Annotated in this window: 20 protein-coding genes; 12 read left to right on the top strand and 8 right to left on the bottom strand. The window is 72.2% G+C overall.

Annotated features, from left to right (window positions below):
* The first annotated feature begins 451 nt into the window (after positions 1-451).
* Positions 452-1,273, top strand: a complete 822-nt coding sequence (locus ABZ857_RS42790) for an MOSC N-terminal beta barrel domain-containing protein (RefSeq protein ID WP_357056285.1) — start codon at positions 452-454, stop codon at positions 1,271-1,273.
* Positions 1,274-1,289: 16 nt separating this feature from the next.
* On the opposite strand, the gene ABZ857_RS42785 is transcribed toward ABZ857_RS42790, so the two are convergent.
* On the bottom strand, positions 1,290-3,368 hold the full coding sequence (locus ABZ857_RS42785; RefSeq protein WP_357056282.1) for an ATP-dependent DNA helicase: 2,079 nt from the start codon (positions 3,366-3,368) through the stop codon (positions 1,290-1,292).
* Between the two features lie 225 nt (positions 3,369-3,593).
* Here ABZ857_RS42785 and ABZ857_RS42780 point away from each other — a divergent pair, with 225 nt between their 5' ends.
* The gene (locus tag ABZ857_RS42780; protein WP_357056279.1) at positions 3,594-4,856 is read left to right on the top strand and encodes a hypothetical protein; all 1,263 of its coding nucleotides are present in this window, start codon (positions 3,594-3,596) and stop codon (positions 4,854-4,856) included.
* A gap of 47 nt (positions 4,857-4,903) precedes the next feature.
* Positions 4,904-6,493, top strand: a complete 1,590-nt coding sequence (locus ABZ857_RS42775) for a Na+/H+ antiporter (protein ID WP_357056276.1) — start codon at positions 4,904-4,906, stop codon at positions 6,491-6,493.
* A gap of 18 nt (positions 6,494-6,511) precedes the next feature.
* Here the strand turns inward: ABZ857_RS42775 and ABZ857_RS42770 are convergent, their stop codons facing one another.
* Entirely contained in the window at positions 6,512-6,769 is a 258-nt protein-coding gene (locus tag ABZ857_RS42770; protein ID WP_357056273.1) for a UBP-type zinc finger domain-containing protein, read from the bottom strand.
* Positions 6,770-6,891: 122 nt separating this feature from the next.
* On the opposite strand from ABZ857_RS42770, the gene ABZ857_RS42765 reads away from it, so the two are divergent.
* Positions 6,892-7,611, top strand: a complete 720-nt coding sequence (locus ABZ857_RS42765; protein ID WP_357056270.1) for a ferritin-like domain-containing protein — start codon at positions 6,892-6,894, stop codon at positions 7,609-7,611.
* Positions 7,612-7,813: 202 nt separating this feature from the next.
* Positions 7,814-8,179 (top strand): hypothetical protein, encoded by a 366-nt coding sequence (locus ABZ857_RS42760; RefSeq protein ID WP_357056267.1) that lies wholly within the window; start codon positions 7,814-7,816, stop codon positions 8,177-8,179.
* Positions 8,180-8,206: 27 nt separating this feature from the next.
* Here the strand turns inward: ABZ857_RS42760 and ABZ857_RS42755 are convergent, their stop codons facing one another.
* On the bottom strand, positions 8,207-9,601 hold the full coding sequence (locus ABZ857_RS42755) for an MFS transporter (RefSeq protein ID WP_357056264.1): 1,395 nt from the start codon (positions 9,599-9,601) through the stop codon (positions 8,207-8,209).
* Positions 9,602-9,680: 79 nt separating this feature from the next.
* Here ABZ857_RS42755 and ABZ857_RS42750 point away from each other — a divergent pair, with 79 nt between their 5' ends.
* From ABZ857_RS42750 to ABZ857_RS42735, 4 genes are read left to right on the top strand one after another with little or no spacing between them, the layout of a single operon-like run.
* Positions 9,681-10,607, top strand: a complete 927-nt coding sequence (locus ABZ857_RS42750) for a helix-turn-helix transcriptional regulator (RefSeq protein WP_357056261.1) — start codon at positions 9,681-9,683, stop codon at positions 10,605-10,607.
* A 9-nt stretch (positions 10,608-10,616) separates the two neighbouring features.
* Complete coding sequence (locus tag ABZ857_RS42745) at positions 10,617-10,952, top strand: DUF202 domain-containing protein (RefSeq protein ID WP_357056259.1); 336 nt, start codon at positions 10,617-10,619, stop codon at positions 10,950-10,952.
* Between the two features lie 8 nt (positions 10,953-10,960).
* Positions 10,961-11,314, top strand: coding sequence for a DUF202 domain-containing protein (locus ABZ857_RS42740; RefSeq protein ID WP_357056256.1), 354 nt, complete (start codon positions 10,961-10,963; stop codon positions 11,312-11,314).
* Positions 11,227-11,463, top strand: coding sequence for a hypothetical protein (locus ABZ857_RS42735; protein ID WP_357056253.1), 237 nt, complete (start codon positions 11,227-11,229; stop codon positions 11,461-11,463). Before ABZ857_RS42740 ends, ABZ857_RS42735 begins: the two co-directional genes overlap by 88 nt.
* A gap of 46 nt (positions 11,464-11,509) precedes the next feature.
* Here the strand turns inward: ABZ857_RS42735 and ABZ857_RS42730 are convergent, their stop codons facing one another.
* From ABZ857_RS42730 to ABZ857_RS42720, 3 genes are all read right to left on the bottom strand, one after another.
* On the bottom strand, positions 11,510-12,379 hold the full coding sequence (locus ABZ857_RS42730) for a hypothetical protein (protein ID WP_357056250.1): 870 nt from the start codon (positions 12,377-12,379) through the stop codon (positions 11,510-11,512).
* Positions 12,376-12,942, bottom strand: coding sequence for a hypothetical protein (locus ABZ857_RS42725; RefSeq protein ID WP_357056247.1), 567 nt, complete (start codon positions 12,940-12,942; stop codon positions 12,376-12,378). The genes ABZ857_RS42730 and ABZ857_RS42725 overlap by 4 nt, the downstream gene beginning before the upstream one ends.
* A 123-nt stretch (positions 12,943-13,065) precedes the next feature.
* A complete protein-coding gene (locus ABZ857_RS42720; RefSeq protein WP_357056244.1) occupies positions 13,066-14,178 on the bottom strand; it encodes a ferritin-like domain-containing protein in 1,113 nt (370 codons plus the stop codon).
* Positions 14,179-14,297: 119 nt separating this feature from the next.
* On the opposite strand from ABZ857_RS42720, the gene ABZ857_RS42715 reads away from it, so the two are divergent.
* Positions 14,298-14,978, top strand: coding sequence for a TetR/AcrR family transcriptional regulator C-terminal domain-containing protein (locus ABZ857_RS42715; protein WP_357056242.1), 681 nt, complete (start codon positions 14,298-14,300; stop codon positions 14,976-14,978).
* Between the two features lie 23 nt (positions 14,979-15,001).
* On the opposite strand, the gene ABZ857_RS42710 is transcribed toward ABZ857_RS42715, so the two are convergent.
* Positions 15,002-15,523 carry a lytic transglycosylase domain-containing protein gene (locus tag ABZ857_RS42710; RefSeq protein WP_357056239.1) on the bottom strand — a complete coding sequence of 174 codons (522 nt, stop codon included), beginning with the start codon at positions 15,521-15,523 and terminating at the stop codon, positions 15,002-15,004.
* 318 nt (positions 15,524-15,841) lie between these two features.
* On the opposite strand from ABZ857_RS42710, the gene ABZ857_RS42705 reads away from it, so the two are divergent.
* Positions 15,842-16,330, top strand: a complete 489-nt coding sequence (locus ABZ857_RS42705; protein WP_357056236.1) for a glutathione peroxidase — start codon at positions 15,842-15,844, stop codon at positions 16,328-16,330.
* Here the strand turns inward: ABZ857_RS42705 and ABZ857_RS42700 are convergent.
* Positions 16,320-17,324, bottom strand: coding sequence for a LacI family DNA-binding transcriptional regulator (locus ABZ857_RS42700; protein ID WP_357056233.1), 1,005 nt, complete (start codon positions 17,322-17,324; stop codon positions 16,320-16,322). The genes ABZ857_RS42705 and ABZ857_RS42700 overlap by 11 nt on opposite strands.
* 140 nt (positions 17,325-17,464) lie before the next feature.
* On the opposite strand from ABZ857_RS42700, the gene ugpC reads away from it, so the two are divergent.
* Complete coding sequence (ugpC, locus tag ABZ857_RS42695; RefSeq protein ID WP_357056230.1) at positions 17,465-18,685, top strand: sn-glycerol-3-phosphate ABC transporter ATP-binding protein UgpC; 1,221 nt, start codon at positions 17,465-17,467, stop codon at positions 18,683-18,685.
* The last annotated feature ends 109 nt before the right edge of the window (positions 18,686-18,794 follow it).

Raw genomic sequence — 18,794 nt, 5'->3', positions numbered from 1 at the left:
GCTCCCTGACCCGCGCTCCCTGACCCGCGCTCCCTGACCCGCGCTCCCTGACCCGCGCTCCCTGACCCGCGCTCCCTGACCCGCGCTCCCTGACCCGCGCTCCCTGACCCGGGCCCGCGCCGATCCGGGCGACTACGCCGGCGTGCCGATCTGCGCCGTCGCGCGGCGCAGGCTTCGTGCGGCACACCGACGTGATTGGGGCGTCAGCGCTCATGCCCCCGCACGCTACGGGAGGTTCCGGGCCTCACACCCTGCCCGAGGCGCGGACGGAGGCCGTCCGGCCCATGCGCCGGGCGGCCGGCGCGGCCGGGCCTCTCGTACGCGCAGGCGGGACGCCGAGGTGACTGCCGGGTTCGGCCGGTCGAGGTGCGTGCGGTGCCGGAGCCCGAGCCGCCGAGGTGGTGTGGCCGGCCCTCTCGTGAAACCGGTTTCTGACGCGTACGCTGTGATCATGCAGCTATGCGATCTGCGGATATATCCACTCAAGTCTGCTGCTGGTATCTCCCGGGAGAGCGGTTTCGTGGAGCGGTGGGGGCTGGCGGGCGACCGCCGCTGGGCGGTGATCGGCGAGGACGGGGACAACCTCTGGCTCGGCGAGTTTCCCCGGATGATCACGGTGGCCGCCCGCAACCTCGACGGAGGCGGACTCGCGTTGTCGGCACCCGGCATGCCCGATTTGACCGTTCCCCCGGCCGCCGGGCCGAGCGTGCCGGTCGGGTTCACCGGGCTGGACCGGGCGGTGGCCGCCGACCCGCGGGCCGACGAGTGGTTCACCCGGCTGCTCGGCCGTACGGCGCGGCTGGTGTGGCTGGACGACCCGCGCCGCCGGTCGATCGACCCGGCGCACGGCGGGCTTCCTGGGGAGGTCGTGAGCTTCGCCTGGGACGCGCCGCTGCTGCTGGCCTCCCTGGCGTCGCTGCGCCTGCTGGACGAGTGGATCGCGAAGGAGGCCGCCGAGAGGGGAGAGGAGCCTCCCGGGCCGCTCGCGATGGCCCGCTTCCGGCCGAGCGCCGTCTTCGACGGCGCGGAGCCGTACGCGGAGGACGGCTGGCGGGAGGTCCGCATCGGGGAGGTCGAGTTCCGCGTGTCGGAGCTGTGCGACAGGTGCGCGGTCACCACGATCGACCCCGCCAGTGCCGTCAAGGGCAAGGAGCCGCTCCGCACGCTCGCCCGGCACCGTAAGTGGGACGGCAAGACCTGGTTCGGCATCCGCATCGTCCCCCGCGACACCGGCACGATCCGCGTCGGAGACCCTGTCGTCCCCCTGGCCTGACCTCCGCCGGCCCCGCTCAGGAGCCGGCGGTGAGGCGGCGCAGGGCGTCGCGGACCTTCGCGGGGTCGGTGGTGCGCCAGAAGGGCGGCAGCGAGTTGAGCAGGAACCCGCTGTAACGGGCGGTGGCGAGCCTCGGATCGAGCACGGCGACGACGCCCCGGTCGTCCATCGACCGCAGCAGCCGACCGGCGCCCTGCGCCAGCAGCAGCGCGGCGTGGGTGGCCGCCACGGCCATGAAGCCGTTGCCCCCCGTGGCCGCCACGTGCCGCTGCCGGGCCGAGGCGAGCGGGTCGTCGGGACGCGGGAACGGGATCCTGTCGATGATCACCAGGGTCAGCGACGGGCCCGGCACGTCGACCCCCTGCCACAGCGACAGCGTGCCGAACAGACAGGTGGCGGGGTCGCCCGCGAACTGCTTGACGAGCTGCGAGGTCGAGTCGTCGCCCTGGCAGAGCAGCGGCACGTCGAGCCGCTCGCGCAGCGCCTCCGTGGCGGCCTTCGCGGCCCGCATGGAGGAGAACAGGCCGAGCGTACGGCCACCGGCCGCCTCGATGAGCTCGGCGATCTCGTCGACGTACGCCTCGGGCAGGCCGTCGCGGCCGGGCTGGGGGAGATGCGTGGCGACGTAGAGGATGCCACGGCGCGGATGGTCGAACGGCGAGCCGACGTCGAGGCCGGTCCACTCCCCGGCCCGCAGGCCCCACTGGCGGGACAGGCTGTCGAACGAGCCGCCGAGCGCGAGCGTGGCGCTGGTGAGGACCACGGTGCGGTCGCCGAACAGCTTGTCGCGCAGCATGCCGCCGACCGACAGCGGCGCCACCCGCAGGGTCGGGGGAACGCGCCCGCGCCCCTCCTCCAGCCAGACGACCTCCGCCCGGTGGACCTCCTCGGACCGGGCGTCCGCCGCGCCGGGGTTCGTGCCGCCGCCGTTCGTGCCGCCGTTCGCAACGCCCTCGGAGTCCTCCGCGTCGTCGCCGGCCTCGTCGCCGCGGCCCGCCGGGCGGAAGGCGTCGAGCATCCGCTGGGCGGTGTCGTGCACGTCGTCCAGCGTGGTGAAGGCGGCCTTGCGCAGCCCGGCGTTCTCCGGGTCGTCCTTGTCCTTGTTGCGCGGCCCGAGGGCCGTGATGCAGGCGAAGGCGGCATCGCGCACCAGCGCGAGCGTCATTCCGAGCGACCGCGGCAGCGTGTCGACGCGGCCGGGCGGGGCGACCGCCAGCAGGGCGCGCAGGTCCTCGCCCGCCTCCTGGAGCCGGTCGGCCACTCCCTGCTCGATGAGGCGTCCGGCCCGGCGCACGGCGAGGCTCACCGTGCTCTCCGACAGCTCTCCGGTGACCACCGACGTCACCCGGTCGACCAGCTCGTGCGCCTCGTCCACCACGACCACGTCGTGCTCGGGCAGGACCGCGAAGTCCTCCATGGCGTCGATCGCCAGCAGCGCGTGGTTGGTCACCACGACGTCGGCCTCGCCCGCGCGCTCCCGCGCGAGCTCGGCGAAGCAGTCGGCGCCGCTGGGGCACCGCTGGGCCCCCAGGCACTCCCGCGCGGTCACGGAGAACTGCCGCCACGCCTGGTCGCTCACGCCGGGCACGATCTCGTCGCGGTCGCCGGTCTCCGTCTCGTTGGCCCACTCCTGGATGCGCTGCACCATCCGGCCGGTGGCGCTGACCTCACGCGGGTCGAAGAGCTGGTCGTCCTCGTCCTCGGGCATCCCGTCGGCCATCTTGTGGCGGCACAGGTAGTTGCGGCGGCCCTTGAGGATCGCGAACTCGGGGCGGTGCGGCAGCAGGCCCTCCAGCGCGTCGGCCAGCCGGGGCAGGTCGCGGTCCACCAGCTGGCGTTGCAGCGCGATCGTGGCGGTGGACACCACCACGGCCTCGCCGCTCCCGGCCGCGTGCCTGATCGCGGGCACGAGGTAGGCCAGCGACTTGCCGGTGCCGGTGCCCGCCTGGACCGCGAGGTGCTCCTCGCTCTCGATCGCGTCGCGCACCGCCTGTGCCATCTTGACCTGGCCCGGGCGCTCGACGCCGCCCACTGCGGTCACCGCGGCGGTGAGGAGTTCTTCGACGGGCGGAAGCTCGGGACGGTCCTTGGGCACGGAAGAACGCTACCCGGTGCCACCGACATCCGGTGCGTGTCCGCCTCACCACATCCTGGCGTTCCAGGAACTCCCTCCCGGCGCGCATGGCACACTGAGATGTCAGTGCTCTCAAGGTCAACGGCGATCTACCCAGTGAGGTCGAAAAGGGACGAAACGGAAGTTTCGCGAGGGTTCCCGAGATCGAGTGGACGGAAAAGGGCAGGTAAAGGCACTATGTCTGCCATGTCGGAAGTTGTCCCACTGCCATCGTTCGGCGAGGTGTTCTTCGACGCACGAGGCCAGGACCGTGTGCTCCGGGTCACGTGGCACGACGGCACGCTGGTGCTGAGCCTGTGGCGGGGCGAGATGTGCACGGCCAGTTTCCGCATGCCCATGGACGACGTGGGACGGCTGATCGACACCCTGGACGAGGGTTTCGCCGAGGCGGGCGGCGAGGAGCAGGACGCCGGGACGGGGCCGTTCCCGCAGCAGGGGGTGGCGGGCCAGGACGGCTACGCCCCTCAGGAGGCGTACCCCGCGCACCCGCAGGACCAGGCGCAGGACGCCTACGCGACCCAGGTCCACGACCCGTACGCCACGCAGGTCCACGACCCGTACGCGGCCGAGGCCCAGGACGCGTACGCGACACGGGCCCAGGACGCCTACGCCGTGCCCGACGCGTACGCGGGGCAGCCGGGTGACGGATACGCGGCGCAGGACCCCTACGGCGTGCCACCACAGAACGCGCCCCAGAACGCGCCCCAGAACGTGCCGCAGAACCCGTACGGCCAGGCCCGGGACGGGTACGCCGCCGACGACGGCCACGTCACCGCGCCCGACGGCTACGGCCAGGCCCCGGACGGGTACGGCCAGGCCCCGGACGGCTACGGCCAGGCCCCGGACGGGTACGGCAGGGTCCACGACGGCTACGCCGCCCGGGACCGGCGCAGGGCGCGCGACGCCGGGTTCCCCGAGCAGCCCGCCCGGTCCGACTACGAGTACCCGGACTATCCCGGAACCGGGCAGTACGCCCGTCCGCCGGTGCCGCCGCCCTCCCCGGCCCCCGAGGCATACCCCACGCCCGCCGCGCTCGGCCCCAACGACGTGCTCGTCGCCCGGGGCACGCCCACCCAGGACCGCCTCGTCGCGTCGTCCGCCACCCAGACCGGCCCCCAGGCGGCCTACCCGCCGGCCGCGCAGCCGGTGGGGCAACAGCCCGGGGTGGTCGACCCGAACGACCCCCTCGGCCTCGGCGCTGCCCGGCCGTACGCGAACGAGCCGTACGTGAACGAGCCGTACGTGAACGAGCCGTACGCGAACGAGCCGCCGCTCTACACCACGGGTGAGCGCCTGCGGCCGGACCAGTGGCCGGCCGGCCAGGCCCCGGACCCGCACGCCGAGCACGAGCGCCGCAGGGGGCGGCGCGCCGGGCCGCCCGCCGAGGACTCCCCGATCCCGTGGTCGGACGAGGGCGGGGAAAACTGGGAGGACTCCCGAGGGTGGTAAGGGCCCGGGTAAGCGGGAGTTCCAGATGTAAGTAACCTCGTCGTCTGATGGACACGTCAACGGCACTGCAGTTCCTCCTGCTCCCGGCCGGCGCCCTCGGCGTCGCCGCCCTGGCCAGATGGCGCGACTGGTCGGCCCCCCTGATCCTTGTGGTGGCCGGGCTGGCCGCGTCCTACGTGCCGGGGATTCCCGACTACAGCCTCGACCCCCACATCGTCCTGGTGGTCTTCCTGCCGCCGATGCTCTACTCGGCGGCGCTGGACAGCTCATACCTGCGGCTGCGCGACGCCGCCAGGCCCGTCGGCCTCCTGGCCGTCGGGCTCGTCCTCGCGACCACCGTGGTGGTCGGCTTCGTCGCGCACGCCATCGTCCCAGGGCTCCCGCTCGCCGCGGCCTTCGCGCTCGGCGCGATCGTCGCCCCTCCCGACGCCGTGTCGGCGGTCGCCGTCGGGCGCAGGCTCGGCCTGCCGCGACGCGCGCTGACCATCCTCGTGGGCGAGAGCCTGTTCAACGACGCCACCGCGCTGACCGCCTACCGGGTCGCGGTCGGCGCGGTGACCGGCGCCGCCGCCGGGCTGCTCGACATCGGCGGGCAGTTCCTCCTGGCCGCCGGCCTCGGCCTGGCGATCGGCCTCGCCATCGCGTACCTCGCGGGGTTCGTGCTGCGGCGGCTCGACGACGCGCTGATCGCCAACGGGGTCTCGCTGCTCGTGCCGTACGCCGCCTATCTCGCGGCCGAGGCCGTGCACGCCTCCGGCGTGATCGCCGTCGTGATCGTCGGCATCTACCTGGGCCACGAGCTCAGCCGGACGACGTACGGCACGCGGCTGATGTCCGGCGCCGTGTGGAAGGTCGCCGACCTGGTGCTGGAGTCGATCGTGTTCGCCCTGATCGGCCTGCAGCTGCGCCCGATCATCGCCGGGCTGGACGGCCAGCGGCCCGGGGAGCTGGCGACGTACGCGATCGTGCTGTTCCTGGTGGTCGTCCTCGTGCGGATCGCCTGGGTGCCGCCCAGCACCTACCTGCCGCGGATGCTGTCGAAACGGGTGCGCGCCCGGGAGCCCAAGACCCCGTCCTGGCAGAACGTGGTGCTGACGAGCTGGGCCGGCATGCGCGGGGTGGTGTCGCTGGCCGCGGCCTTCGCCCTGCCCGAGCAGTTCCCCCAGCGCAACCTGCTGCTGTTCCTGACGTTCGCGATCGTCGTGGGCACGCTGATCGTCCACGGGCTCTCTTTCCCCTGGCTGATCAGGCGGCTGGGCGTCTCCACCGCCCGGGAGCGGTACGCCGACGACCTCGCGGAGGCGGGGGCCCAGCAGGCCGCCGCGGCCGCGGCCCTGGCGCGGCTCGACGAGCTCACCTCGGCCGGCGTGCTGGACGTCCACGAAGAAGTGGTCGAGCAACTGCGCAGCCGCTCCGAGCGCCGGGCCATGCACGCCTGGGAGCGGCTCGGCGGCGGCACCGGCCCCGAGGGCGAGGAGACGCCCGCCTCGATCTACCGGCGGCTGCGCCGTGAGATGCTCGCCGCCGAACGGGAGGTGTTCGTTCGGTTGCGCGACGAGCGGCGTATCGACGACGAGGTGCTCCACCGGGTGATGCAGGAACTCGACTTCGAGGAGGCGACGCTCGAACGCGGCTGAGCGGGCTCAGGGCACCGCCTAGCCCAGGCGCTGGTCCACGAAGCACCACCGCCAGTCCTCGCCCGGCTCGAACGAGCGGATCACCGGGTGGCCGGTCTCCTTGTAGTGGGCGGTGGCGTGCTTGCCGGGAGAGGAGTCGCAGCAGCCGATGTGGCCGCACTCCAGGCACTTGCGCAGGTGGACCCATCGCATGCCGCGCTCCAGGCACTCCTGGCAGCCTTCGGGCGTGAGCGGCTCCGGGTCGGCCTTCACGAGCAGGTGTTCGCAGTTCCCCATGCCGCAGATGTTACGGCGCGCGGTCGGGTGCCCGTGGCGTCCTCCCGCGCCCGTGGGCCGTACGCCGAACCTCTACAAACTCCCCCTCGGGATCTGCACACCGCTTCCGTAGTTTCGTGGCCATGACGACGACGGTCGAAGAAACGGGCGACTTCACCGCCTGGTTACGTGACTTCGAGGGCGCGGCGCTGCTGCGAAGCGCGTGGGGCGACCCCGACTGGAATGCGGGAGCACGGCTGGAGCACGCACTCGTACGGAGCCTCCAGCGGTTCCAGGTGGGGGAGGACGGCGACGGCGCCCGCCTCATGGACAAGGCCGGCCGGGCGGGCGACCCCGTGTACGCGGAGGCGGTCCGCCTGTTCGTGGCGGAGGAGCGCGAGCACGCCCGCCTGCTGCGCCGGCTCCTGGAGGCGGCGGGCGCGGCGACGATCTCCGGCCACTGGACCGATGCGGCCTTCGTCCGGCTGCGGCGGCTCCTCGGACTGCGCACGGAGCTGATGGTCCTGATGCTCGCCGAGGTGGTCGCGCTCGGCTACTACCGGGCCGTGCGCGACGGCGTCCGGGACCTGCTCGCCTCGGAGGTCGCGGGCCGGATCCTCGCCGACGAGCTGCGCCACGTGCCCTTCCACTGTGACCGGCTGCGGCGGTCGTTCCGGGGGGCCTCCCGGCTCTCGCGGGTGATCGTCTCGGCCCTGTGGTGGTCGCTGCTGGCGGGCGCGCTGGCCGTGGTCACCCTCGACCACGGCGACGCCCTGGGCCGGGCCGGAGTGTCCCGGACCGCCTTCGCCCGCGAGGTCGCAGGGTATTTCCGCGCGGTCGTCGCCGAGGTGATGACGCGGTGACAACAGAAGGTGACGAAGCGGTGACGAAGCGGTGATGACGTGGTGATGACGTGGTGATGACGTGGTGATGACGCGGTGAGGGCGGAGGGCATCGAGGGCGTCCCCGGCATCGGGCCTGGGAGGGCGATCCCGGCATCGGGCGCCGAAGGGGCCCGGCTTCGTTTCCGCGGCGGGCGGGCCGCGGTTGGGTAGGGTGACCGGCATGCGACTCCTCCCGTTCGCCGCCGCCTGCGCGGCCGCCGTCCTGCTCGCCTCCGGTTGCGCGAGCGCGGACAAGGCGCAGACGTGCGCCGAGGCGACGCAGGTGATCAGCCGGACCATCAGCGAGATCGGCAAGGTCGTGGACGACCCCGCCGCCATGCGCAAGAAGATCGAGGACGGCGCCGCCAACCTGGAGGACATGGCGAACAAGGCCGCCGACACCACGCTCAGGGACGCCCTCCAGGGGCTCGCCGACAGTCTCCAGAAGCTCAACGTCGACGACGCCAACGCGGCTGTGGACGCGGCGCAGAAGGTCGCCACCGACGGCGCGAACTACCTGCGCGAAGTCAGCAAGGCCTGCCTCTGACCCCGCCGCCGGGGCCGCTCCGTCCGCTCAGGCGTGGTCCGCGAGCCGGTCCCTTCGCGCCGGACGGAGCGCCGGCGTGACCGCCACGCCGGCCACGGAGACCACGGCGGCGACCAGGACGGCGGAGCGCAGACCGCCGGCGGTGGCGGCGCGCAGCGCCTCTCCGGTCAGGCCGGCGGTCCCGCGACCGGCCACGGCGACCAGGACGGCCAGGCCCGCGGCGCTGCCCGCCTGCAGGACGGTGGAGGACAGGCCGGAGACCACGCCCTGCTCCCGAGGGTCCACGCCGGTCGAGGCGAGGATGAACATCGTGGAGAACCACAGGCCCGCGCCCAGCCCGAACCCGGCGACGCCGGCCAGCAGACCGAGGTAGGACCCGCCGGCCGTCAGGCACCACGCCAGCGCCGCGGTGCCGGTCGCCCCCACGGCCATCCCGAGGATCAGCGTGCCGCGCAGCCCGAGGCGCGGGATGAGCCGTTCCGCGGCCAGGTTGCCCGCCGTGATCGCGAGGGTGGGCCCGAGGAAGGCCAGGCCCGACTCGACGGCGTCGTAGCCGAGCACGTCCTGGAAGTGCAGCGTGAGGAAGTACGGCACGCACTGCAGGGTCAGGCCGTAGACCAGGATGACCCCGGCCCCGGCGGCCGTGTGCCGGTTGGCGAGCAGCCGCGGCGGCAGCAACGGGTCGCGCCCCCGCGCCTCGATCATGAGGAAGACGGCGAGCAGCCCCGCCGCCGCGGCGGCGGAGGCCAGGACGCCGGGGGAGATCCAGCCCCACCGGGGGCCCTGTGCGACGGCGAACACGAGTCCCGTGACGCCCGCGGTGCCGGTGAGGGCCCCCGGCAGGTCGCACCCGCCAGCCTGCCGCCTCCCGTCGGGTGTCAGCACGGCGAACGCCGCGGCGGCGCCCACCGCGGTCAGCGGCACGTTCACGAAGAAGACCGCCTCCCAGCCGAACGCGCCGGTCAGGAGGCCGCCGAGCAGGGCGCCGAGACTCAGCCCGGCGGCGCCGCACACCGCCCACACGGTCATCGCCCGGGTGCGCGCCCGACCCTCCGCGAACATGGTGACGACCAGGGAGAGGGTCGCGGGCATCAGCAACGCGCCGCCGAGCCCCTGCAGCGCCCTGGCGCAGACCAGCGGTGCGGGGGAGGAGGCCAGCCCGCCGAGCAGCGAGGCGACGCCGTACAGCAGCATGCCGGCGACGAACATGCGCCGCCTGCCGAGCAGGTCGCACAGGCGGCCCCCGAGCAGCAGGAAGCCGCCGAAGGGCACCGCGTAGCCGCTGACCACCCACTGCAGCGCGTACGGGGAGAACCCGGCCTCGCGGGCGATCTGCGGCAGCGCGACATAGACGACGGTGAAGTCCAGGGCGGTGACCGAGCTGCCCAGGCTGAGAAGTACGAGAGGGACCGTGGATCGCATGCAGGCAGCCTGATCGCGGCCCCGGGCCCCAGCCAGCCCCGCGTTCTGACTACTCAGGAATTGCCTAGGCTGGGCGACCGTGGATCGAGGGGTCGAGCTGAGCGAGTTCCTCAAGTCCCGCAGAGCGCGGGTGCGGCCGGAGGACGTCGGCCTGCCGTACAAGGGCAACGGGACGCGGCGCGTGCGCGGCCTGCGCCGCGAGGAGCTGGCGCTGGCGGCGGGGGTCAGCGTCAGTCACTACACGCGCCTGGAACAGGGCAACGGCAGGAACGTCTCGGCCGAGGTGCTGGACGCCATCGCCGACGTGCTGCGGCTCACCGGGGACGAGCGGGCCTACCTGCACGCGCTGGCCCGCCCGGCGCATCGGGGCCCTGACGTCGCGCAGGTCCCGATCAGGCCGGGACTGCAGCGTGTCCTGGACTCGCTGGTGCTCACGCCGGCACTCGTCCTCGGACGGCACGCCAACGTGGTCGCCTGGAACAGGCCGGCGGCGGCGGTCTTCGCCGACTTCGCCGCGATCCCGGAGGAGCGCAGGACGATCGCCCACCTGATCTTCCTGGACGAGGAGATCAGGCGCATGCACGGCGATGGGTGGCCGCGGCTCGCCCGGGAGCACGTGGCCCAGCTCCGCGTCCTGGCCGCGCGCCACCCGCGGAACGCGGAGATCATGGCGCACGTCGACACCATCTGCGGGCAGAGCCCCGAGTTCCGGAGGCTGTGGCACGAGCACCACGTGGCCGTCGCGACGCACCGCGACTACGTCCTCGACCACCCGGTCGCAGGCGAGCTGCGGCTGTCCGCCGAGCTCGTCGGCCTGCCCGGAGACCCCGAGCTGCAGGGGATGGACCTGTTCGCCGCCGAGCCCGGTTCGGAGTCGGAGGACAGGCTGCGCCACCTGGCCGCCACCAGCACGCGCGCGCCGTCCGCCGCGCCATCCGGGCGCCCGCCCGTGACCGCGAGCGAAAGCGGCAACCCGGCAAATCTAGGGGAAAAGGGGCAGAAATAGCGTTCTCGTATGGAAGAGAACGAACCCGACCCCCGCTTCGTCCTCGCCAACGAGCGCACGTTCCTCACCTGGATCAGCACCTCCCTAGCGCTGAGCGCGGGCGGCATCGCCATCGCGGTCGTCCCCGGGGACGTCTTCGTGCCGTGGGTGCGCACGCTGCTCGCCGTCATGCTCGTGCTGCTGTCCGCCGTGGCGGCGGGCTCGGCCTATCCCCGCTGGCGGCACATCGACCGGGCGCTCCGGCAGGACCGTGCGCTCCCGCCGCCCGCCCTGGCCCCCATGTTCGGGTACGGCGTGGCCGGGGTGGCCGTCCTGGCCCTGCTCCTCATCCTCCTGGCGCGGTGAGCAGGCCGGTGAGTGAAAAGCCGGGCGGCGAGCCCAGGCCGGGCCTGCACAGCGAGCGGACCCGGCTGGCCTGGGTCCGCACGGCCGTGACGATGTCGGGCTCGGCCGTCGGGGCGGCCGGGATCATGGTCCGTCACGACCTGCCCGGCCTCGCCGTCCCCTTCGCGGCGTCGACGCTGGCCGGGGCGGTCCTGCTCCTGCGCACCGGGAGACGGCACCGCGCCCTGGAGCGGACGCTCCGGCACGGGCAGCCGCTCGACCACCGGCTGGACGCGTGCATCGCCTGGGCCGGCGCGCTGGCCGTCGCCGCCGCGGCGCTGGTCCTGGTGCTCGTACTGGCCGTGCGAACACTGGCCATGTGAACACCGGCCATGTGAACACCGGCCGTGCGAACGCCGGCCATGTGAACACGAGGCCGGTGGTAACCGGGAGGGCCGTTGCTCCCGCCGCGGGCCCGCTCCCTCCTCCACGTCGTTCCCTCCTCGGTGTCGTCCCCTCCTCCGTGCCTTGACGGGGAGTGGCAGGTCACCGAGGCGAATCGGGGACGGCAGGATCTTTCAGATCGCCGGCACGGCTTCCATGGCGTGCGGGCGCGGGCTGGTCTCCAGCCGGACGCCGCCGATGGCCGTCACCGCCGCCTTGTCCGCGTTCTTCCCCGCCCATGCCTCCGCCTGCTTGCGCAGGGTCCGGTCGGGAGACAGCAGACTGTCCGCCATCATCGAGAAGAGATTCGTGCACGCCTTCGTTCTGACGCCGAGGTCGCAGCGGGCCTTGACGGACAGAACCTTGTCCGGCCCGTCGTACCAGATTTGGACGGACATGGAGAGCCGGGCCGCATCACCGGGCCGGCAGATCATCCCCATCTTCGCGCCGCTCAACGGGTCAGGTGCCGGGAACCTCGCGCATCTCCAGGAGTTGGCCGCCTGCAGCCAGTTCACCGCGACCATGTTGAGCGTCACCTTGGGCAGGTACCGCTGCTTTCCCGTGGGGAACCTCGCAGGGAAGGAAGGCGCGGGAGCGTCCGTCACCGGTTCGGTGGTCGCCAGGCCCACGGCGCCGCCGACGACCCCGCCCAGCGCCGGCGCCGCGATCAGCGTACCCACGGTGACCAGCACGAATACCGCGGTTCCCGACCGGCGGGGACGGGGGGCCACGCCGGACGGGGCCGGAGAGGGAGCACCGGCCCCGGGCGGCACGTACGGGGGCGTCTGCTGGACGGCGTACAGCTGAGCCGCCTGCGGCCCGGGCGCCTGCGGCCAGGGCGAGGCCATGGACGGATGACCCGTCGCGGGCCCGGGAGGCGGCGGCATGGTGAGGCCTTGCTGGGCGGGAGGCCCGGGAGGCGGCGTCTGCACCGGCTGCCAGGCGGTGCCGTCCCACCAGAACCTGCCGTCGGGAGAGTACGGCCAGCCGGGTTGAGCCGTCACCAGTACCTCCTCTTCATCGTGAGTTCGATGGATCGGGTCTTCTCGTTCCGCCGCAGTCTGTACTCCCAGCCGAGAACGTAGGTCACGTCCTCGCCTGCTCCAACCTGCTCGGCCAGCCAGCCGCCGACCTTCTTGACCGTCGGGGGATCGTCACGGTGGGGCAGGGCCGCGAACCACGACATGTAGTCCAATCCGGCCGCCGCCGTGGTGCTGTCCGGGTTGATGATCCTGGCCTCGACCTTGCTGATGTAGTCGTAGAAGTCCACCACGTTGCCGGCGCGGAAGAGGTCCGCTTCGAACCGCACTTTCCCGACTTTCAATTCGCAGGACCAGGACCGTCTTTCGTCGGCGCACGTGTGCCCCTGCCCCTTGAGCGCCTCGACCACAGTGGTGATCTTGAGGCCGGGAACGCAGTCGTGGCCGCAGTACTTCGTGTCCTGCTTGCGATCGTTGTACGCGACGGCGTACGCGCCCAGGCCGGCGAGGAGGAAGACGACCAGGCCGATCGTCCCGACCGCGATCCGGCGAGACCGGCGGCCACTCTGCGTCGACTCCACAGTCACGAAGACGGAGTATGGCAAGAAATCCCCACATGCGGGGATAAGGACCGCGAATCTCGACGATCGACCGGCCCGCGTCCGCGGCCGAGACGTGGGGAACGCCCCGGCGAACCAGGCCGCGACGGGTCAGTCGCCCGCGGCGGCGATGGTCTGGGCGACCTCCTCCGCCCGTTCCTCCTCCTCGCGGGCGAAGCGCTCCGCGTCGAGCCGGTCGGCGATCTCCTCGTCCTGCCGCATCAGCGCGTCGAGACTCTGCCCGGCCATGTCGAGCACACCCATGTCGGCGTACGCCTCCTGGAGGCGCGGGCTCCACAGGCCGATGTCCTTCACGCACGGCACGATCCGGCTGAACAGCAGCGCGCGGAACAGCCGCAGATACTCCGACCGGTCCACGCACTCCATGGCCTCGCCGACCTCCTGCCGCGACAGGCCGAGACTCTCCCAGATCTCCTCGCCGCGCAGCCGGTCACGCATGAGGTAGCAGCCCTCGATCACGAAGTCCTCGCGCTCGCGCAGCTCGGCGTCGGACAGGTTCCGGTAGTAGTCGCGCAGCGCCATCCGGCCGAACGCCACGTGCCTGGCCTCGTCCTGCATCACGTACGCGAGGATCTGCTTGGGCAGCGGCTTGGTGGTGATGTCGCGCATGACTCCGAACGCGGCCAGGGCCAGGCCCTCGATCAGCACCTGCATGCCGAGGTAGGGCATGTCCCACCGCGAGTCGTTCAGCGTGCTGTCCAGCAGTGCCTTGAGGTGCTCGTTGATGGGGTAGGCGAGGCCGACCTTCTCCTGGAGGAATCGCGCGTACGTCTCGGCGTGCCGCGCCTCGTCCATCGTCTGGGTGGCGGCGTAGAACTTGGAGTCGAGGTCGGGCACCGACTCCACGATGCGGGCCGAGCAGATCATCGCGCCCTGCTCGCCGTGCAGGAACTGGGAGAACTGCCAGGCGGCGTTGTGCCTGCGCACCTCCTTGCGCTGCCGGTCGTCCATGCGCTCCCACAGCGGCGAGCCGTAGATCGCGAGGGTGGTGTCGGGGACGCCGAGCACGTCGTACGGGTCGACCTCGAGGTCCCAGTCGATCCGCTTGACGGAGTCCCACTGCTTGTCCTTGCCCTTCTGGTAGAGGGCGAGCATGCGGTCCCGGCCGTCGTCGTACTCCCAGGTGAACCGGGCCGCGCCGGTCATCTCCACGTCCCACGTGGACAGCTCGGCGGGCATGGTGTAGAGCTCGTGGGTCGACACCGGGGACCTCCCTTGACGTACACCGTACGTATCCCTGTGAGCGTGGCACGTACACTGTACGTACGTCAATGACGGCGCACGTGCCAGGGCGGGACAGGATGCCGAGAGAGGATTCGGTCATGCTCAACCGGAACCGCATCGTCACCGCCGCCGTGGAGCTCATCGAGAGGGAGGGCGCCGACGCCGTCTCGATGCGCAGGATCGCCGCCGAACTGGGCGTCGGCGTCATGTCGCTGTACAACCACGTGCCCAGCAAGGCCGCGCTGCTCGACGCCGTCGCCGAGGACGTGCTGTCGCGAATCGGCTTCACCGACGACCCGTCCGCCCACTGGACCGAGCGGGTGCGCATCCAGGCGCGGGCCTTCCGGCGCATCGCCCACCACTTTCCCCGTTCGACGATGGTCGTGGTGAGCAGGCAACTGGGCTCGACCGCGGGCCTCCTCCCGGTGGAGCGCGCCCTGGCGACCCTGCGCGACGCGGGCTTCGACGGCCGGGAGGCCGTCCGGATGCTGCGCATGTTCATCGCCTACGTCGTGGGCTCGCTGCTGCGGGAGGTGGGGGTGACCCCCACGTTCGCGCCCGTACGGGCCGACGCGGTGATCGCCGAGGTGGACCCGGCGCTGTTCCCCGTGGTGAGCGAGCTGCGGCCGCACCTGGACTCCTGCGACCACGACGAGGAGTTCGAGTTCGGCCTGGAACTGCTCGTCCAGGCGATGGCCGTACGGGCCGCCGCGCGGGCGGACGCCCAGGCCGGCGACGGGGCCGGCGAGCGGGCCGGTCATGGAGGCGCCCGGCAGTAGCCCGCCGGGCGCCTCCGCCCGGGTCAGTACCAGTTGTGGGACCGGAAGTGGCCCCAGGCGCCGCACGGCGAGCCGTAGCGGCCCTTGATGTACCGCAGCCCCCACCTGATCTGGGTCTGCGGGTTGAACCGCCAGTCGCCGGCGACGTAGCCCATCTTGCGCCCGGGCAGCGCCTGCGGGATGCCGTAGGCGCCCGAGCCCTGGTTGTAGGCCCGGTGGTCCCAGTTGCTCTCCCTGGTCCACAGGCTGTCCAGGCACTGGAACTGCTGTCCCGACCAGGTGCGGCGGGTGACGAGCCGGAAAGCGTACGCCTTGCTGCGGATCTTCGCCGGCGCCCGGCCGAACCGGGGCGGCTGCGCCGCCGCCCGCGTGGTCCACACTCCGACGTGGGTGACGGGCCGCACGTTTTCCCCGGTCCGCTCCGTCTCCCCGGTCCCCCCCAAGGAGGCCCACTCGCCGGCCCACGCCACTCCGCTCCCGCCACCGGCCACGGTGGCCGCGATGACGGCGGCGACTGTGTTGCGTAGAACGCTGTTGCTGTCCAAATCGGTCCTTGTCGTCGGGTCGCGTGCGGAGGGCGGGCGCGTGGCGCCCGCCGTGCGGCCGCGCGCCCATGGCGTGGGCGCCGCCGTCCGCTCGGCCCGCACCGGATCACCAAGAGCTTCCGGCGGGCACCGCGACGGGTCCTCACGCGGATTGAAATACGGCCGCCCGCCTCGTCCACGGCATTCTCGGCACGCCGCGGACGGTTCTTTGCCGATCCGCCGCCCAACGCCGACCCTTCCCGGGGGCGGGGGTTACCGTACGTGGCGCGGCGCGCCCTGCGGCGAGAACGGCCGGGACCCTCGTTTAGGGTGCGGAGCATGAGCGTTCTCGAGATTCCCGTGACGACGATCGACGGCGAGACGACGACCTTCGGCGACCTGCTCGGCGGCGGGGCCGCCCTGGTGGTCAACGTGGCGTCCAGATGCGGGCTGACCCCGCAGTACGAGGGCCTGGTCGCCCTCCAGCGGGCGTACGCCGGGCGGGGGTTCACCGTCGTCGGCGTGCCCTGCAACCAGTTCATGGGCCAGGAGCCCGGCTCGGCGGAGGAGATCAAGGAGTTCTGCTCCACGACGTACGGCGTGGACTTCCCGCTGCTGGACAAGACCGAGGTGAACGGCCCGGGGCGGCACCCTCTCTACGCCGAGCTGACCGCGGTCCCCGACACGGAGGGCGAGGCGGGCGACATCCAGTGGAACTTCGAGAAGTTCCTGGTGGCGGCCGACGGCCAGGTGGTCGCCCGGTTCCGCCCCCGCGTCGTCCCCGAGGCCCCGGAGATCGCCGAGGCGATCGAGAAGGTCATCTCCTAGGGCCCGCGACCCTGGGCCCGCAGCTCGCCCGTACGACGAGCTGGGTCGGCAGCGTGACGGCCGGAGGCCGGCGGCCGTGCCGCAGCACCAGTTCCGCGGCCCGGTAGCCGATGTCCTGGGCCGGCTGTGCGATCACCGTCAGCGGCGGGGAGCACAGCTCGGCCCAGGGCACGTCGTCGAACATGACGAGCGACACGTCCCTGGGGATGCGCACGTCCAGCTCGCGGGCGGCCAGCACGGCCGCCTCGCCGAGCACGTTGCCGCCCGCGATCACCGCGGTGACGTCCGGCCGGTGCTGCAGCAGGCCGGCGGCGGCGGCGTAGGCGGAGTCACGGCTCGCCCGGGCGTGCACGACCAGGTCCCGGTCGGCGGGCAGGCCCAGCGAGGCGACCGCGGCGGTGAACGCCGCCACCCGCTGCGACTGCCCGTGCCGGCCGAGGTAGGCGATCTTCCGGTGCCCCAGCCCGGCCAGGTACTCCAGGGCCGTCAGCACCCCCGCCCGGTCGTCGGGCACCACGCTGGGCACGTCCGCCCGCACCCTCCGATCGGCGAACACCACGTTCAGCCCCGCGCGCAGCGCGGGCGCCCACATCTCCCCGTCCCCGGACGGCACCGCGATCAGCCGGTCCATGCTCTGCTCGATGAGCGTGCCGATCAGCTCGGCCTCCCGCTCGGGGTCGTCGCCGGTGACCCCCACCGTGACGGGCTCGCCGTACGAGCGGGCGCACGACAGCACGCCGTCGGTCAGCCGGGCGTAGAAGCTGTCGGTGATGTCGGGGACCAGCAGGCCGATGCCGCCGGTCCGCTGGCGCCTCAGGTTGCGTCCCAGCGCGCTCGGCCGGTAGTCGAGCCGCGCCGCCGCGGCGAGCACCTTCTCGCGGGTCTCGGCGCTCGCCGAGCCGCCTGACAGGACCCGCGACACGGTGGCCACCCCGACCCCGGCCGCCTCCGCCACTTCCTTGATGGTTATCCGCCGCTGCATCGAACCGCTCATGGAAACGATTCCATCATGCTTCCATGGCTTGTGTCACTGAAATCTTGACAATAGGCGGTATTTCAGGGGACAGTCTTGAAAACGTATCCACTTCCCCTTGTCTCGGAAGTTCCTCTGTCTCAGGAGCGCGAAGGACTGGCATGGCTTCTATCGTTCTGAACAACGTCGACAAGATCTACGCGGGTGGGGTCAAGGCCGTGAACGGCCTCAACCTGGAGATCAAGGACGGCGAGTTCATGGTGCTGGTCGGCCCGTCGGGCTGTGGCAAGTCCACCGCCCTGCGGATGATCGCCGGCCTGGAGGACATCAGCGGCGGCGAGATCGTCATCGGCGACCGGGTCGTGAACCACCTTCCCCCGAAGGACCGCGACATCGCGATGGTCTTCCAGAACTACGCGCTGTACCCGCACATGACGGTCGAGGAGAACCTCGCCTTCGGCCTCAAGCTCCGCAAGATGTCGAAGCCCGAGATCCAGAAGCGGGTCAACGAGGCCGCCCAAATGCTCGGCCTGGAGCAGTACCTCAAGCGCAAGCCGGCCGCCCTCTCCGGTGGTCAGCGCCAGCGTGTCGCGATGGGCCGCGCCATCGTCCGCGAGCCCCAGGCCTTCCTCATGGACGAGCCGCTGTCCAACCTGGACGCCAAGCTCCGCGTCTCCATGCGCGCCTCGCTCAACCAGCTCCACGAGAACCTCGGCGTCACCACGGTCTACGTCACCCACGACCAGGTCGAGGCCATGACCCTCGGCGACCGCGTCTGCGTCCTGCGCGACGGCGTGCTCCAGCAGGTGGACACCCCGCAGAACCTGTTCGACGACCCGGTCAACCTGTTCGTTGCCGGCTTCATGGGCTCCCCGTCCATGAACTTCAGCTACGCCGAGCTGATCCGCGACAACGGCGGCGCGGCCGTGGCCTTCGCCGGCTACCGCCTCCCCGTCCCCGACTCGACCTTCGCCGAGAAGCCGGGCCTCGACCGCTACATCGGCCGCAAGATCATCCTCGGCATCCGGCCCTCCGACTTTGAGGACGCCGGTTCGGCCAGCGGCAACGGCGCCGGGTGGGTGCGCATCCCGGTCCGCGCCAACGTCACCGAGGAGCTGGGCTCGGAGATCAACGTCCTGTTCACGATCGACGCCCCGCCGGTCGAGCACAAGGACACCGTGGCCGCCGCCCACGACGGCGACGACGAGGAGACGACGCTGCCGCTGACCGGCGACAAGTCGCTGTGGACCGCGCGCGTCAACGCCCGCAGCCACGTCCGTCCGGGGCAGGAGATCGAGCTGGTCGTCGACACGCACAACCTGCACTTCTTCGACGTCGACTCGGGCCTGTCCATCGGCCACGAGGCCAACATCGGCCGCTGACCCGGGTCACCCCATGGGCGTTGTCGCGCATGACGTACTGCCAGTCCTGGCCCCAGTTGGGCGCGTCGACCATGAGCAGGTGCTCGAAGCCGTTGCTGCGCATCTTCTT

Source organism: Microbispora sp. NPDC046933 (assembly GCF_040644635.1).
Classification (GTDB): Bacteria; Actinomycetota; Actinomycetes; order Streptosporangiales; family Streptosporangiaceae; genus Microbispora.
This window is presented reverse-complemented; position numbering and strand designations above follow the sequence as displayed.